General features: G+C 72.6%; 15 protein-coding genes. 6 read left to right on the top strand and 9 right to left on the bottom strand.

Annotated elements, in window-relative coordinates:
- Positions 1-9 precede the first annotated feature (9 nt).
- Positions 10-855, bottom strand: a complete 846-nt coding sequence (gene ilvY / locus ACFT32_RS10890; RefSeq protein ID WP_382488067.1) for an HTH-type transcriptional activator IlvY — start codon at positions 853-855, stop codon at positions 10-12.
- 88 nt (positions 856-943) lie between these two features.
- On the opposite strand from ilvY, the gene ACFT32_RS10895 reads away from it, so the two are divergent.
- The 3 genes from ACFT32_RS10895 to ACFT32_RS10905 all read left to right on the top strand — a co-directional run bounded on the left by ACFT32_RS10895 (position 944) and on the right by ACFT32_RS10905 (position 3,874).
- On the top strand, positions 944-2,416 hold the full coding sequence (locus tag ACFT32_RS10895) for a ketol-acid reductoisomerase (protein ID WP_382488069.1): 1,473 nt from the start codon (positions 944-946) through the stop codon (positions 2,414-2,416).
- 114 nt (positions 2,417-2,530) lie between these two features.
- Positions 2,531-3,430 (top strand): NAD(P)-dependent oxidoreductase, encoded by a 900-nt coding sequence (locus ACFT32_RS10900; protein ID WP_382488070.1) that lies wholly within the window; start codon positions 2,531-2,533, stop codon positions 3,428-3,430.
- A gap of 21 nt (positions 3,431-3,451) precedes the next feature.
- The gene (locus tag ACFT32_RS10905) at positions 3,452-3,874 is read left to right on the top strand and encodes a PPOX class F420-dependent oxidoreductase (protein WP_382488072.1); all 423 of its coding nucleotides are present in this window, start codon (positions 3,452-3,454) and stop codon (positions 3,872-3,874) included.
- A gap of 18 nt (positions 3,875-3,892) precedes the next feature.
- On the opposite strand, the gene ACFT32_RS10910 is transcribed toward ACFT32_RS10905, so the two are convergent.
- The 3 genes from ACFT32_RS10910 to ACFT32_RS10920 are packed head-to-tail and all read right to left on the bottom strand — an operon-like array spanning position 3,893 to position 5,965.
- Positions 3,893-4,801, bottom strand: a complete 909-nt coding sequence (locus tag ACFT32_RS10910) for a phosphotriesterase (RefSeq protein ID WP_382488074.1) — start codon at positions 4,799-4,801, stop codon at positions 3,893-3,895.
- Positions 4,798-5,376, bottom strand: a complete 579-nt coding sequence (locus tag ACFT32_RS10915) for a DUF4865 family protein (RefSeq protein ID WP_382488076.1) — start codon at positions 5,374-5,376, stop codon at positions 4,798-4,800. The genes ACFT32_RS10910 and ACFT32_RS10915 overlap by 4 nt, the downstream gene beginning before the upstream one ends.
- Before the next feature lie 10 nt (positions 5,377-5,386).
- On the bottom strand, positions 5,387-5,965 hold the full coding sequence (locus ACFT32_RS10920; RefSeq protein ID WP_382488077.1) for a TetR/AcrR family transcriptional regulator: 579 nt from the start codon (positions 5,963-5,965) through the stop codon (positions 5,387-5,389).
- A gap of 147 nt (positions 5,966-6,112) precedes the next feature.
- Here ACFT32_RS10920 and ACFT32_RS10925 point away from each other — a divergent pair, with 147 nt between their 5' ends.
- Complete coding sequence (locus ACFT32_RS10925) at positions 6,113-6,403, top strand: SHOCT domain-containing protein (RefSeq protein ID WP_382488079.1); 291 nt, start codon at positions 6,113-6,115, stop codon at positions 6,401-6,403.
- Between the two features lie 65 nt (positions 6,404-6,468).
- On the opposite strand, the gene ACFT32_RS10930 is transcribed toward ACFT32_RS10925, so the two are convergent.
- Both ACFT32_RS10930 and ACFT32_RS10935 read right to left on the bottom strand, forming a co-directional pair.
- Positions 6,469-7,002, bottom strand: coding sequence for an ATP-binding protein (locus ACFT32_RS10930; RefSeq protein ID WP_382488081.1), 534 nt, complete (start codon positions 7,000-7,002; stop codon positions 6,469-6,471).
- A gap of 183 nt (positions 7,003-7,185) precedes the next feature.
- Entirely contained in the window at positions 7,186-7,509 is a 324-nt protein-coding gene (locus ACFT32_RS10935; RefSeq protein ID WP_261682162.1) for a hypothetical protein, read from the bottom strand.
- A gap of 396 nt (positions 7,510-7,905) precedes the next feature.
- On the opposite strand from ACFT32_RS10935, the gene ACFT32_RS10940 reads away from it, so the two are divergent.
- Positions 7,906-9,030: a PLP-dependent cysteine synthase family protein gene (locus tag ACFT32_RS10940; protein ID WP_382488083.1), complete on the top strand. Its 1,125-nt coding sequence runs from the start codon at positions 7,906-7,908 to the stop codon at positions 9,028-9,030.
- Between the two features lie 39 nt (positions 9,031-9,069).
- Here the strand turns inward: ACFT32_RS10940 and ACFT32_RS10945 are convergent, their stop codons facing one another.
- Together ACFT32_RS10945 and ACFT32_RS10950 are read right to left on the bottom strand one after the other, a co-directional pair.
- A complete protein-coding gene (locus ACFT32_RS10945; RefSeq protein ID WP_382488085.1) occupies positions 9,070-9,537 on the bottom strand; it encodes an SRPBCC family protein in 468 nt (155 codons plus the stop codon).
- A gap of 63 nt (positions 9,538-9,600) precedes the next feature.
- Complete coding sequence (locus ACFT32_RS10950) at positions 9,601-10,431, bottom strand: DeoR/GlpR family DNA-binding transcription regulator (RefSeq protein ID WP_382488087.1); 831 nt, start codon at positions 10,429-10,431, stop codon at positions 9,601-9,603.
- A 291-nt stretch (positions 10,432-10,722) separates the two neighbouring features.
- On the opposite strand from ACFT32_RS10950, the gene ACFT32_RS10955 reads away from it, so the two are divergent.
- Positions 10,723-13,113: a hypothetical protein gene (locus ACFT32_RS10955; RefSeq protein ID WP_382488089.1), complete on the top strand. Its 2,391-nt coding sequence runs from the start codon at positions 10,723-10,725 to the stop codon at positions 13,111-13,113.
- Here ACFT32_RS10955 and ACFT32_RS10960 read toward each other — a convergent pair.
- The gene (locus tag ACFT32_RS10960) at positions 13,083-15,518 is read right to left on the bottom strand and encodes a right-handed parallel beta-helix repeat-containing protein (RefSeq protein WP_382488091.1); all 2,436 of its coding nucleotides are present in this window, start codon (positions 15,516-15,518) and stop codon (positions 13,083-13,085) included. The two genes, ACFT32_RS10955 and ACFT32_RS10960, sit on opposite strands and share 31 nt — an antisense overlap.
- Positions 15,519-15,654: the final 136 nt, after the last annotated feature.

Raw genomic sequence — 15,654 nt, forward strand, 5'->3', positions numbered from 1 at the left:
CGCGCTCACCTAGGCCAGACTCCACAACGCCGCCACCGACGGACGCCGCAGCTCGGCCCGCCGCACGCACAGCCCGATCGGAAACGGCTCCGGCGCCGGATCGGCCGGGACCACCACCAGCCGGTCCCGCACCGCACTGTGCTCCAGCACCAGGCGCGGCACCACACCCGTGCCGCAGCCCAGCGCGACCAGCGTCAGCAGCCCTTCGTGGCCGTCCGGTTCGCAGGCCACGTCGGGTGCCGTACCCCGTGTGCGGAACCACCGGTCGGCGGCATCGCGGACCAGACCGCGGTGGGGGAGCACGAACGGACCGTCGAGTCCGGGATCGGGACGGTCCCGGGCCGTGACGAGGACCAGCTCCGTGACCGCGACCGTGCGGCTCACCAGCGCTTCCGGCAGCCTCGGCGGGATTCCCGCGACGGCCGCGTCCACCTCGCCCTCGTCCAGCCGGGCCAGGGCCGCCGCCGCGTCACCCGTGCGCAGATCGAGCCGCACCTGCGGATGCGCGGCACGGAAGGGACCCAGCAGGTCCGGCAGCAGCGCCTGGCACGCCGTCACCGTGGCGAACACGGCCAGGCGGCCGGTGAGCCGGGCCGGGTCGGGGTGCTCCTCGCGGAACGAGCGCCACAACTCCAGGGCCTGGACGGCGTACTCGCGGAACCGGTGCCCCTCCGCCGTGAGCGACACCCCGCGCGGTCCCCGGTCGAACAGCCGGTGCCCGAGGCCGGCCTCCAGCCGCTGCACGGTCCGGGTCAGCGTCGCCGGGCTGACGTGGCAGTCCAGGCTCGTCCGCCCGTAGTTGAGCGTCCGCGCCAGATGCAGGAACAGCCGCAGCTCCCGGTGCTCGTCCCGCACGGGGTGACCTGGCCCTTTCATTCAGTGCAACATCGCGCTGCACAAGTTGCGCTTGCTGCAAGACTCCCGCCGAGCCTACAACTCGACCATGACCTCGACGACCACGTACAAATCGCGCGTCTTCCCGCTCGACACCATGGACGTGCCCGGCGGCACCGAGACCGTGCTGCGCGGCGGACGGCACCTCTTCCCGCTCCTCCCGCAGGCCTTCGCCGGTGTCCGCCGCATCGGCGTCATCGGCTGGGGCCCTCAGGGGCGGGCGCAGGCCCTCAACCTGCGAGACTCCCTCGCCAGCACGGACATCCGGGTCACCGTCGGGCTGCGCCCCGGGTCCGGCTCCCGTGCCGACGCCCGCGCCCACGGCTTCACCGAGGACGACGGCAGCCTCGGCGACTGGCTCGAGGTCACGGCGGACAGCGACCTGGTGATCCTGCTGATCGCCGACGCCGCGCTCGCCGCGCACCACCAGGAGATCTTCGCCGCGTTGCGACCGGGCGCCGTCATCGGCCTCTCGCACGGCTTCCTGCTCGGCCATCTCCGGGAAACCGGCGGGGAGTTCCCGTCGGGGCACGGGGTGATCGCCGTGTGCCCCAAGGGCATGGGCGACTCCGTGCGGCGGCTCTACGAGCAGGGCGCGCACATCAACGGCGCCGGGATCAACAGCAGTTTCGCGGTGCACGCCGATCCCGACGGGCGGGCCGTCGACCTGGCGCTCGGCTGGTCCGTGGCGCTCGGCTCGCCCTACACCTTCCGCACCACCCTCGACAGCGAGTACCGCTCGGACATCGTCGGCGAACGGGCCATCCTGCTGGGCGCCGTCCACGGCATTGTCGAGAGCCTGTACACCCGCTGCCGCCTCGCCGGCGAAGACGAGGTGACGGCGTACGAGCGCTCCTGCGAGAACGTCACCGGCCCGATCGCCCGCACCATCTCCCAAGCCGGGCTGCGAGCCGTGCGCGAGGGCCTCGACCCGGCCGGCCGGGACCTCTTCGACCGGGCGTACACGGCCACCTACGCCCCCGCGCGCGAGATCGTCGCCGAGATCTACGACGAGGTCGCCGACGGCACCGAACTGTGCAGCGTGATCCTCGTCGAACGACGGCTCGGCGCCCGCCCGATGAGCGGGATCGGAGGATCCCCGATGTGGTCGGTGAGCGACCGGGTGCGGGCCCGGCGCCGCACCCGTGACCTCCCCGTCGACCCGTTCACCGCTGGCGTGTTCGTCGCCACCATGACGGCCCAGATCGACGAGTTCGCCGACCGAGGACACCCCTGGTCGGAGATCGTCAACGAGTCCGTCATCGAGGCCGTCGACTCCCTGCTGCCGTACATGCACGCCCGGGACGTGGCGTACATGGTCGACAACTGCTCCCGTACGGCCCGCCTCGGCGCCCGCCGCTGGGGTCCCCGCTTCCAGTCGGCGTACGAGCAGGTCGCCTACCCGGTCGCCGAGAGCTCGGCGGACGCGGACCTGCTGGACCGGTTCGACACCCACGCGGTGCACGAGGCGCTGGCCGCGGCGGCGAAGCTGCGACCGTCCGTGGACATCTCGGTGAGCTGAACCGGCACAAAGGCGTGGTGGGACAGGCGTGCCCGCGCCGCTTCCGGGCAGGCTCGCCGCTGAGCGGGCAGGCTGGTTCGCAGGCAGTACGCCCGCACCGCACCACCGAGGAAGTTGAGCGCAATGACCGACAAGCTCACCGTGAGCGTCCTGGGCACCGGCATCATGGGCGCGGCCATGGCCCGCAACCTCGCGCGGGCCGGACTCACCGTCCGCGCCTGGAACCGTACGCGTGCCAAGGCCGAGCCGTTGGCCGCCGAGGGCGTGCGGATCGTCGACACGCCCGCAGAGGCGGTGCGGGACACGGATGTCGTCCTGACCATGCTCTACGACGGTCCGGCCGCCCTGGAGACGATGCGCGAGGCCGCCCCGGCCCTGCGTCCCGGCATCGCGTGGGTACAGTCCACCACCGCCGGTGTCGAGGGCATCGCCGATCTGGCCGCCTTCGCCCGCGAGCACGGCCTGGTCTTCTACGACGCGCCCGTCCTGGGCACGCGTCAGCCCGCCGAGGCCGGGCAGCTCACCGTGCTCGCCGCCGGGCCCGCCGAAGGGCGTGACCGGGTGACGCCGGTCTTCGACGCCGTCGGCGCCCGCACCATGTGGACCGGAGAGGACGGGGCTGCCGGTGCCGCCACCCGGCTGAAGCTGGTGGCCAACAGCTGGGTCCTCGCCGTCACGGCCGCCGCCGGTGAGGCCCTGGCGCTGGCCAAGGCCCTCGACGTCGACCCGCACGGTTTCTTCGACCTGGTCGCCGGTGGCCCGCTCGACATGGGCTATCTGCGCGCCAAGTCCGAGCTGGTCCTCGACGACCGGCTCACACCGCCCCAGTTCGCGGTGACCACCGCCGCCAAGGACGCCCGCCTGATCGTCCAGGCCGGTGCGGGCAACGGCGTCCGCCTGGACGTCGCCGAGGCGGCCGCCACCCGTATGGAACGTGCCGCCGCCCAGGGCCACGGTGACGAGGACATGGTCGCCGCCTACTTCGCCAGCTTCGACGAGAAGCCGTCCACCTGATCGACCCAGGAGGTTCCCCCTATGTCCAAGCCGCCGCTGCCGCCCGAGGCCGACGCCCTGCTGAGCCGGCCCAACCCGTGCGTCATGGCCACGCTGCGCTCCGACGGCACGCCGGTCTCCACCGCCACCTGGTACCTGTGGAAGGACGGCCGTGTCCTGATCAACCTCGACGAGGGCCGCGTACGCCTCAAGCACCTGCGCCGCGACCCGCGCGTCACTCTCACCGTCCTCGCCGGCGACGACTGGTACACCCACGTCACCCTCATCGGCCGCGTCACCGAGATGTACGACGACGAGGGCTTGTCCGACATCGACCGCCTCGCCGGGCACTACATCGGCAAGCCCTACCCGGACCGCGTCCGCCCCCGGGTCAGCGCCTGGATCGAGGTCGACCGCTGGCACGGCTGGGGCGAACTGAAGGACAGTGACCAGGCCGGAGGCTGAGCCCGGCGACCACGCCGCTCAGCGCCACTCCACCGCGAACGCCCGGCCCGGGTTCTCCGTGAGGATGCGCCCCACCAGGTCCTCGCCCACGGCCTGGACCAGCCGGGGCCGCACCCTGCGCAGCAGATACGGCATCCCGGGGCCGCCGCCCACCGAGCGGGCGGCGGCCGTGGTGGTGTCCGCGCCCAGCAGCACCCGGTCCCCGAACCCGGCGTCGGCGAGAGCCCGTAGGGCGTCCGGCATCCGCCAGTCCGTGGCGTGGTGAGCGTGTGACGGCCCGTCGAAGGCCAGATAACAGCCGAACTCCGCCGCCTGCCGGTGCACCACGAGGTCGGGGGAGCGGTTGAGATGCCCGAGCACCACACGGTGCGGCGGCACCCCCAACTCCCCGCACAGCAGGTCCAGTACATCGAGCGCGCCCGTGCCCAGCTCCAGATGCACAGCGACGGCCGCCCCCGTGGCGTGATGTGCCTCGGCCGCCGCCGCCATGGTCCAGCGGGCGTGCGCGTCCAGCGCGTGGAACCCGCCCGCGACCTTGACGAGCCCCGCCCGCACCCCCGACACCCCGATGCCCTCGGTGAGTTCGGAGACGAAGACGTCGGCAAGCCGGCCCCGCAGCCCGGCGAGCGTGTCGTCGTCGTAGTGCACGGCCTGGTGCAGACCCGTCGCGGCGACCACATGCACGCCCGTCTCCCGGGACAGCGGCGGCAGATCGGCGGCCCGCCGCCCCAGCCCGTACGGCGTCCACTGCACCACGGCCCCGCCGCCCCGCTCCCGGAACGCGGCCAGCTCCGCCCGCGCCGCCGCCACGCTGCGCAGCTCCTGGCCGGGCAGCCGGGGACTGCCGAAGAACAGATGGTCGTGGGCGTCGCACACGCCCAGGTCTTCAGGGGCTACGTCCCCCAGCACCGTGCGTATCGCGGTCACCACTGGCGACCTCGGGGCAGCCGGTCCCGGCCGGGCGCCGAGAGGTGCAGCACCTCGAACACGTCACCGTCGGCCTTGGGCGTGTCGTGCTCCCAGAGCGAGAAGTGCACCAGCTCCCACCGGCTCGTGTCGACGGCGGCCGCCGCGAGCAGGGCCCCGTCCTCCGCCGCCAGCCGCCGGGCCTCACCCACCGCGTCCGCCGCCACTTCGGCCAACAGCCCCCCATCGGGGACCGGTCGGCGGTGCCGTACCGCGAACCGCGCCTGGGATCCGCCCCCTTCCTCGTACGCGAGCCCCGTCCACTGCCGCACGGACGGCCGACCGAAGTCGTCACCGAGCCGCTGGAACCCACCGCCCCACAGGAAGGAGTTCATGCCTTCCACGGTGTTCCACAGATAGAACGGCGCGTACTGATTGACCGGCGAGCCGCGCAGGCCGCGCTCGCGCATCAGATAGGCCTTGAGGCCGAGCCCTTCCCAGTCGTCGAGCAGCCGCCCCACACGGGCGACCCGGTCGCGGATGACGCCCATGTCGTAGTCGGCGGGCAGGGTGAGTTCGTACTGCATGGCGTGCACGGAAGCCTCCTCAGGCGGGACGGGGTGCCAGCAGCGAGAGCAAGCCCCGCACCCCCGCGTCGAACGCGGCGGGGGAGCCGGAGGCGCGGGCGAGGACATAGCCGCCCTGGACCGTGGCCACGACCGCCGTCGCGATCTCCTCGCCGTCCAGCGACGGCACGAACTGGCCCTGCTCCTTGCCCTCCTCGACGATCCCGGCGATCCGCCCCCGGAGCCAGTCCAGGGTCTCCTCGACCGGGGCACGCAGTTCGTCACTCGCGATCACGTCCGGGTCCATGGTCAGCCGGCCGATCGGACAGCCCCGCAGCGCATCGCGCTCCCGCCGCAGATATGCCTCGACGCGCTCGTACGGCGTTCCGGGGCCGTCGAGTACTCCCTCGGCGGCAGCCCGCATCTCCTCGGCGGTCCGCCGGATCGCGGCCAGTGCGAGATCGGGCTTGCCCTTGAAGTGGTGGTACATGCTGCCCTGCCCGGCGTCCGCGCGCTCCAGGATCGCCTTGGGGCTCGTCCCCACGTAGCCGCGCTCCCACAGCAGCTCGCGGGTGGACTCGATCAGCCGTTCCGAGGTGCTCATGCGCTCACTGTACATACCAGTAGTTACAGAAGTCGAGGCCGCGCCTACTACCCACGAAGTACGCAGACTGCCGCTGGCCGTACGACGACCGGTGCCCCCTTGCGGGGCGACTCTCGGAAGCACAGAAAACATCGCGGCAACGCATCCGAGGAGTTGGACGACATGCAGACCCTGGCGAACTTCGGCGACGGCGGCGGGCCCGGCCCGTGGATCCTGTTCTTCCCGTTGGTCTGGGCGCTGGTGATCGGCGGCGGCATCGCGCTGCTGCGCCGCACCGTGTGGCGCGGACGGCGGGGCGGCCCCTGGCGGCAGCCCGCCGTCGAGAACGACTCGCCCATCGCCGTGCTCGGCCACCGCTTCGCCTCCGGCGAGATCGACGAGGACGAGTACTGGCGCCGGCTGTCCGTGCTGAACGAGGAGTTCGGACGCTCGGCCAAGGGCGGTGGTGCGTGAGCATGCTGACTGACCGAACGAGTCAACTCGGAGTGACCGCCGTGCGAAGGGTGGTCACCGCCCGGTCAGCCGGCAACGGCGGACCGGGCGGGAGCATGGTCGGGCCGTAGCCCGTCGACGGAGGAGACCTCCGCGAACCTGCGCGCGGGCTTCTCCAGGACGGCGCGGCGCGCCCGGCGTGACGGCGCCGCCACCACGGAGGTCGGCAGGGTGAACCACACGACCTTGCCGGACTCGCCGTCCGGCCGGACGCCCCAGCTCTCGCTCATGGCGGCCACCATCGCAAGCCCGCGCCCGCAGGTCGCCAGCGGCGCGATGTCCTGAGGGTCCTCCACCACGGGCATCCGCGGGTCGTGGTCGTGCACCGAGACCGTGAGCCGGTCGAGGAGGAGCTCTATCTCCACCGTGCAGGTCTTGTCGGGCTGGGCATGCCGGTGGACGTTGGACAACAGCTCCGTCACGCCGAGCGAGGCCCGGTCGATCAGGGCGTCCAGATGCCAGTAGCGCAATTGCGCAGATACGATTCTGCGGACCTGGCCGATCCGCGACGGCAGAGCCTGAAGCTCCACCGTGCAGTGTCTGCTTGGGTAGCTGATCACGGCTGCGACTCCCCGACGTGAGGTCCGGAAGAACACGGAGTTCGGATCCAGCAGGGCGCCTTCATGACACCGCCGCCCGCTGACGTGGCCGGCGGGCTGGTTCGCAGCGTTATCGCCGGTAAACCCAGAGTGACGTGAGACCAGAGTGACGCAGGGGGTGAGGTACCGCAACTCGCGGACATCTCAGTCGCCACGCCCCGCCGCTCGGCGCACGGCTTCGATGAAGCGCCGTGCCGCGGGCGGCCCCGGCTCGCCCGGGGCGGGGTCGTGATCGCCCAGGGTGAGCAGGTACCGATTGCCGTTGAGATCCGCCGTGGCCCGGTCATCGGGGCCGAACCAGGGCTTGGACGCGCGCACCGCCTGTACCGGGGCGCTGTCGATCTCACTGCCATAGCTGGTCAGCAGCTCGAGCCGGCCGTCGCTGATCCGGACCTGTCCGGCCCGGGTGAGCGAACGCAGCCGCTTCCCGATCCGCACGCCCGTGGCCCTGAATTCCGGCTCCGCCATGCCACCCGCCCCCTTGTGCGCCTCGGTGTACCGGCCCGCGCTCCCCGCGGCGCCCGGTACGGCTCGTGTTCTGATCCAGTGTGCCTCGGAAGCCTGCTCCGGCGGTGCGTCGTACCCCTGCCGGTACCCCGTGCGGGGCCTTGGTCCCGCGGTGAAGTCTGCCCGCACCCGGCGTCGAGCACCAGTGCGTGCGACCCCCTCGCCGGGGGGCGCCCGCAGCACATACGGGAACGCGCCCCCGGGACCGCGCGCCCCCTTGCCCCGGCCTCTGCCCCAGGGGGCGCTTTGGGGGGCTCAAAGATGCGTTTATGCAGGTGAGAAGCGTGCACAAGCTGCATATCATCGAGGTGTCGGCCGCGCGACGTGCCGTCGGCGCGCAGCGTTAGGAGCCCCCTCGTGAGCACTCCCCAGCAGACCCGGACCGGCGTGACCCTCGACGTCGACCACAGCGACGCCGGCTACCGCGCGTGGCTGAAAGAGGCCGTCCGCAGGGTCCAGGCCGACGCCAACCGCTCGGCCGACACGCACCTGCTCCAGTTCCCCCTGCCGGAGCGCTGGGGCATCGACCTGTACCTGAAGGACGAGTCCACCCATCCCACCGGCAGCCTCAAGCACCGGCTGGCCCGCTCCCTCTTCCTCTACGGCCTGTGCAATGGCTGGATCCGGCCGGGCAGACCCGTGATCGAGGCCTCCAGCGGTTCGACGGCCGTCTCCGAGGCGTACTTCGCGAAGCTCATCGGCGTTCCCTTCATCGCCGTCATGCCGCGCACGACGAGCGCCGAGAAGATCCGTCTCATCGAGTTCCACTCCGGACGGTGTCACTTCGTGGACGACCCTCGCACGATGTACGAGGAGTCCGCCCGTCTCGCGGCGGAGACCGGCGGCCACTACATGGACCAGTTCACCTACGCCGAACGGGCCACGGACTGGCGCGGGAACAACAACATCGCCGAATCCACCTTCCGTCAGCTGCGCCTGGAGCGGTATCCCGAGCCGGCGTGGATCGTCGCCACGGCGGGCACCGGCGGCACCTCAGCGACCCTCGCGCGCTACATCCACTACATGCAGTACGACACCCGCGTCTGCGTGGCCGACCCGGAGAACTCGTGCTTCTTCGACGGCTGGACCACCGGCGATCCGGACGTCACCTACGACTGCGGATCCCGTATCGAGGGCATCGGCCGGCCCCGTATGGAACCGAGCTTCGTGCCGGGCGCCATCGACCGGATGATGAAGGTGCCCGACGCTGCCAGCGTCGCCGCCGTACGGGCACTGGAGCGCGCCATCGGCCGCAAGGCGGGCGGCTCTACGGGCACGGGTCTGTGGGGCGCGCTGAAGATCGTCGCCGAGATGGTGTCCGAGGGGCGGCAGGGGAGTGTCGTGACCCTGCTGTGCGACCCGGGGGACCGGTATCTCGACAAGTACTACTCGGACACCTGGCTCGCCGCCCAGGGATTGGACATCGCGCCGTACACGGCCGTGATCGACTCGCTGCTGGAGACGGGCGTCTGGCCGGACTGAGGCTGGCCGTCCGGCCGGACCGAGACCGGGCCCGCAGGGTCAGGCCGCCAGCCTCCGGTCCAGCGCCGAGACGGCATTCCGGAAGGCGCGCGCCTGGGCTGTCCGTATCGGCTTCATGGCGAGCCGGTAGGCCGCCGTCCCGTCGGTGGCGAAGGTCCACCGCACCCGGGTGCCGTCGCCGGCCGGCGCGAGCCGCCACTCCTCGACGATCGCCCGCACCCCGGGCACGTTGGTGACGTCGACGCGGTAGGCGTACACCTCGGGTTCCTTCGCCGCGATGATTGACTCACGGAATCGGACGCCCCCGGTGAGCGTGATGTCGCGGCCCGCGCCCCCGTCGATCTCGCGGGCGGCCGTCACCTGGGGAAACCAGTCGACCCAGCCGGGCACGTCCTCCAGCGCACGGTAGACCGCTTCCACGGGAGCCGAGATCACCAGCGCGGAGACATGCCGCACGGGCGCGATCCCGGCGAAGTCGAGCCCGACGGGGCGCAGACGGTGAGGCATGGACGAAGCCCTCCTCGCACGGAACGGGCGATGACCGGAAGCGTCACCCTAGCTGGCGGCCCGTCAGATGTCTGCCCCCTCCTCGGGCTCCCCGGCCACCACCAGTCGCCGCAGATGCTCCACGACCACGCCGCGCGCCTCGTCCGGCAGGCCGGCGTCCGTCACGAGCGTGTCGATCCGCTCCAGTGAGGCGAAGGAACTCAGGCCCACTTTGCCCCACTTGGTGTGGTCGGCGACCACCACCACCCGCCGGGCCGACTGCACAAGACGCCGGTTCGTCTCGGCCTCCGCGAGGTTCGGCGTCGACAGACCGGCCTCGACCGATATGCCGTGCACACCGAGGAACAGCAGATCGAAGTGGAGCGCCGCGATCGCCTGGTCGGCCACCGGCCCCACCAGCGAGTCGGACGGAGTGCGCACCCCACCGGTCAGCACGACCGTGGCCGCGCCCTGCCGGGGGCCCGAGGTGCGCTGCGCCGCGTGGAAGACGTCCGCCACCCGCACCGAGTTGGTGACCACCGTCAGATCCGGCACGTCCTGCAACTGGTGCGCCAGCGCGAAGGTCGTCGTACCGCCCGACAGGGCGATCGCCGCGCCCGGCGCGACCAGCTTGGCCGCGGCCCGCGCGATGTCCTCCTTGGCGGTGAGCTCCAGGCCCGACTTCGCCTCGAAGCCCGGTTCGTGCGTACTCGCCTCGACCACCGGGACCGCGCCGCCGTGCACCTTCTCCAGCACGCCCTGGCGGGCCAGCGCGTCCAGGTCGCGGCGGACCGTCATGTCCGACACGCCGAGCTTGCGGGTCAGCTCGTTGACCCGGACACCGCCCCGGCGGCGGACCTCGTCGAGGATCAGGGATCGCCGCTGCTCCGCGAGGAGGTTCTGATTCTCGCTCACGTACGCTCCGGTCCTTTCGCCTCAATGCCGTCCGACTCGGCCAGCACACCCGCCCCCACTAGGACATTCTCCCCGGGCTCCGGTGCGCGGACGTCTCATCCTCGCATGTCGCGGAGCCGGCGGCGCCACCGACCACTCGTCGCGCACATGTCACTCGGGGCTCATCCGTCGCTTCCCCGCATCACGGATCGGGGAGATTCCGTGACAGGAGGTGTGCGGCGCCGCAGAAGTGGAGATCCTTGTGCCCGCACGGACAGAGCCGACGGCGTGTCACGGGGGAAGTGCGAATCAGTGGAACGTGCGCAGGAACATGTCTCGACCGGCGGGCCGGACCAGCCCGCCCCGCGGCCCGGCGAGACCGGGACCGCCCTGGAACTCCTGGTCCACGGCGTGGGCGGCACCACGCCACAGGACATGCTCAACGATCCGCGCACGGTGCGGATCACCGGCGACAACATCGCGGCCGTCTTCCGCCGCGCCGACGACGTCGACGCGGAGAGCAGCCCCGACGCCCACCGCCGCGACGGACCGGTGCCCGAGGCCTACGTCTGGTGCAACCTCACCTCCGGAAACGGCACCCGCGCCCTGTGGCTGTTGCTGCTGCCGTTCATGGTCGTCAACCTCGCCCACTGGATGCGCCCCACCGCCCGTGGCCGAAGACGCACGGTGCGCCTCTACGGCCTCCTGGTGCGGCTGGCGGCACTCACCCTGACCGTGCTGCTCGTCGCGGCGGCCTGCGAGGTGGCCCTCGACCTGGCGGCATGGCAGTGCGCGGGCACCCCCGCGTGCGCCGACCGCCACTCCTGGCTGGGCTTCCTCTCGCCCACCGTCTCGGACGGCGGCTGGTGGAGCAGCCCCGGCCGCAGGCTCGCCCTCGCCGCCTTCGTCCCCACCGCCGTGACCGCCCTGCTCTGGTACCTGTCCAAGCGCACCTGGAGCGACTACGAGTCCCAGCAGCCGATCGAACGCGACCCCGAGCCCGACGAGGACGGCAGCCCGACCGCGCTGGGGCGTCCCGGGTTCTGGTACGGACGCCGGCTGGTCGCCCGGCTGCGCGCCGCGCACACCGCCGCCGGACTGATCACCGTCGCGGCCGCGGTCGCCAGCGCCGCCGCCCGCCGCGACCGTGAGCCCGGCGGCCCCGCCGTACTGAACATCCTGGGCCTGCTCCTGGAGGCGGCCCTCGCTGCCTGCGCGGTCGCCGTGGTGTGGGTCGTGTGCCGCCGGGGCCGCAGCGAGAAGCGCCTCGACCGGGAGCTCGACGAACGTTTCGTACGACGCCTGCCGCTCGCCGCGCTCGTCCTGCTCGGCCTCGCCCTGCTGTACGCCGGATGGGAGCGCCCCGGCTGGGAGTCGGCCGGGCGGCTGCCGGGCGACATGACCTTCGGCGGTATCGCTCTGGTCCAGGGCCTGCTCGTGATCGTCCTCGCCGGCGTCGCCCACGCCCTGCACCGCACCGACCCCGACCGGCGGGCCGTGCTGCGCGGCCTCGGCGGACCGGCCGTCGCGATGCTCGCCTGCGCCCTGGGCGGGGTGATGTCCGGCGGCGTGTCCCAGCGCGTGTCCGACTGGCTGGACGGCACCGGCATGTCGATCGACGGCCCACCGGTCCTGCTGACCTGGCAGGCGTCCGTCATCCCGCCCCTGATCGTGGTGCTCCTGGTGCTCTTCGGCTGGCTGGGCCGGCGCGCCTGGCAGATCGCCCGCGAAGAGCGCGAGGCCGTGGCACGCGACTACCCGGACGAAACCCAGGACCGCGCCCGGACCCGCCGCATCGCCTACACCCGCGCGATGGCCGCGCTCACCGACCGGGGACCCCGCATCGTCGCCGTCACCTCCGGTGTCACCCTGCTCCTCGGCGCCGGAGCCCTGGTGGGCGCCCTGACCACCGACGAGACACCAGGGGAGGCCGCGCAGGGCGCCTACCCCGTCGTCCACGGCGCCGCGGAGACCGCCCAGGCCCTCGGGTCCTGGCTGATCGGCCTCGGCTTCATACTGTTCGTCACCTGGGGCCGGCGCGCCTACAAGGATGCGGCGGCCCGCCGCACCATCGGCATCCTCTGGGACGTCGGCACCTTCTGGCCGCGCGCCGCCCACCCCTTCGCCCCGCCTTGCTACGCCGAACGCGCCGTGCCCGACCTGACCTGGCGGATGGCGACCTGGACCCGGACCACCGGCGGACGGCTGGTCATCTCCGGGCACTCGCAGGGCAGCGTGCTCGCCGCCGCGGCGGCCTGGCAACTCGCCCCGTCCGCCCGCAAACGCGTCGCGCTGCTGACCTACGGCTCCCCGCTGGAACGCCTCTACGGCCGCTGGTTCCCCGCACACTTCGGCCCCGCCGCGCTCAGCTCACTGCACCGGGAGGTCGACTGCTGGCGCAACCTCTACCGGCTCACCGACCCCATCGGCGGCCCGATGCGCCTGCCCGGCGACCGCGGCCACCAGGTCGACCACGGCCCCCTGAAGGACCCACTCGCCTACGGCCGCACAGACCTGCTGCCGCTGCCGGCGCCGATCCTCGGCCACTCCGACTACCAGGCCGACCCGGCGTTCGCCGAGGAACGCCGCACGCTGCTGGCCCGGCTGCGGCCGGGCCTGCCGGCACCCCGGCACTCCGGCGAGCCGCCCTGCCCGGGCACGGAGGAGGATCCTCAGAGCAGCTCGGGCAGATCCTCGTCGTAGAGCAGCGTCAGGTCGTCCGTGCTCGGCTCCGCGACCTGGGCGACCCGGCTCGCGTGCCGCTCCACCATCGCCTCGAACGTCTGCCGGGCGGTACGGCCGTTGCCGAACGCCGGGCCCTTGGGAAGCTCCGTGAAGTACTTCCCGAGGGCCTCGGCGGCGCCCGGCGCCAGCCGGTACTCGTGCTCCTCGGCCTGCTGCTCCACGATCCGCAGCAGATCCTCGGGGCCGTAGTCGCTGAAGGTGATGGTCCGCGAGAAGCGGGACGCCACACCCGGGTTGACCGACAGGAAGCGCTCCATCTCGGCCGTGTAGCCCGCGACGATCACCACGACCGCGTCCCGGTGGTCCTCCATCAGCTTCACCAGCGTGTCGATGGCCTCCTTGCCGAAGTCGCGGCCGGCGTCCTCGGGGGACAGCGCGTACGCCTCGTCGATGAACAGCACGCCGCCGCGCGCCTTCTCGAAGGCCTCCTGGGTGCGGATCGCGGTCGAGCCGATGTGCTCGCCCACCAGGTCGACCCGGGACACCTCGACCAGATGGCCCTTCTCCAGCACCCCGAGGGAGGCGAGGATCTCGCCGTACAGCCGCGCGACCGTCGTCTTGCCGGTGCCGGGGGAGCCGGTGAAGACCAGGTGCCGTTTGACCGACGCCGCCTTGAGGCCCGCCTGCTGCCGACGCCGGCCGACCTCGATCATGTCGGTGAGGGCACGCACCTCGCGTTTGACGCTCTCCAGGCCCACCAGCGCGTCCAGTTCACCGAGGACCGCCTTCGAGGTGCGGGAGGACTGCTCGGGCTCCACGGCCGGGGCCGGGGGTGCCGGCTCGGCGCGCTGCTCCGGGAGGGCGCCGAGCAGGCCGGGGGAGTGGCTCACCGTCTGCACGGCCGTCTCCCGTGCCGCGGGCGCCCTGAGCCCCGCACTCTCGTCGCTGGTGCAGTCCTCCACCACGGGGCCCGTCCCGGACGCCGCGTCCGCGCCGCTGTCCGCGAACTCGTAGCCCCCGCGCGTGCACCGCTCCGTGCGGCACTTCCTGAGCGTCGTACGGCTGCCGTCGATCACATGGAAGCCGTAGCCGCCGCTGCCCGTCACCCGGCAGTTCTGGAAGCTGCCGCGGCCGCCGGCCGAGACATAGACCCCGGCCTCCGCCGGCGAGTCGATCGTGCAGCGCTCCACGGTGGGGTCGGCGCCCTTGGTGACGATGACGCCGGTCTGGGTGCCGTCCAGCGTGCAGTTGCTGAGGGTGCCGCCGCTGCCGTGGTCGCGGAACCAGGCGCCCGTCGCCGCGTCCCGGATCCGGCAGTCGTCCAGCTGGGCGGTCGCGCCGTCGCTCACCGACACGGCCGTGTTGCGCACCTGCGACAGGTCGCTGTCGACGACGTCCGCGCGCGAACCGCGGTCGAGGACGAACAGCGCGTCCGGCACGTCGTGCACCCGGCACGAGTCGAGCACCGCCGTGGCACCGTCGCTCACCCACACCGCCGGGTAGTCGCCCGTGCTGTCGAAGATCTCGCACTGGTTGGCGTCCACGCGCGTGCCCGGGTCCCACACCGACAGGCCGTTGCGCCCGAACTGCCGCACCGTGGTGCGCGTCAGCGTGAGGACCGAACGCGAGCGCAGATCGACCGCGTTCTCCGGGATGTCGTGGATACGGCAGTCGGCGAGGGTCAGCACGGCGTCCGTGTCCAGCGTGACGCCGTCGGCCGTCGTCCGGTGCACATCACAGTCCGTGAGGTGCGCGGTGGCCCGGCCGGTGATCTGCACCCCGCTGCCCCGGACCTCGTAGATCTCGCAGCCCACCGCCTCCAGCGCCGAGTTCTCCCCGGTCGCCGACAGGCCCGAGCCCGAGGTGTGGTGCACCCGGCAGCGCTCCAGACGGGGGTGTGCGCCGCCGCGCACGGCCACACCGGACTGGCCGGCCGCGACGACCTCGCACTCCTCGAACACGCCGCCCGCGCCGTCGAGTACGGCGATGCCGACGCCCGCCGGATTGTCGACCGCGCAGCGCCGGACCGTGGGCCGGGCGCTGCCGCGCACCTCGATCCCCGCCGCCGAGCGCGTGACGACCCGCACGTTCCGCAGCTCCGGTGTGCCCTCCTCCACCAGGACGGCCGGGGCGGCCGAGTCCTGGCCCTCCACATGCAGGTCCTGCACCACCGCCGAGGCACGCACGGTCAGCGGCACCCCGTCCACCGGCGCGATCCGCACCGAGCCGGGGGAGCCCTCCGGCCCCCGCAGGGTCACCGCGCGCTGCACGACGAGGTTCTCCCGGTAGGTGCCGGGGGCGACGGTGAGGACGTCGCCGTCGGCCGCGGCCTCCAGGGCAGCGGCGAGCGATGCGTACTCACCCGTGCGGCGCCGCCACCGCGAGGTGCCGGTGTGCGTCACCTGGACCGTGCCCTGTGCCATGGTGTAGCTGTGCCCCCACCTCGGTCGTACTGATGGCTCGTTCGCCCTCGGGGCGCTTCAGCCCGTGTCGTGAGTCGCGGCCGTGCTCGGCCTCTCGGGCCTGCGCGCGCACGCGGCAGCGACACCGGCGCGCCCC

The organism is Streptomyces sp. NPDC057002 (genome assembly GCF_042673825.1).
Taxonomy (GTDB): Bacteria; Actinomycetota; Actinomycetes; order Streptomycetales; family Streptomycetaceae; genus Streptomyces.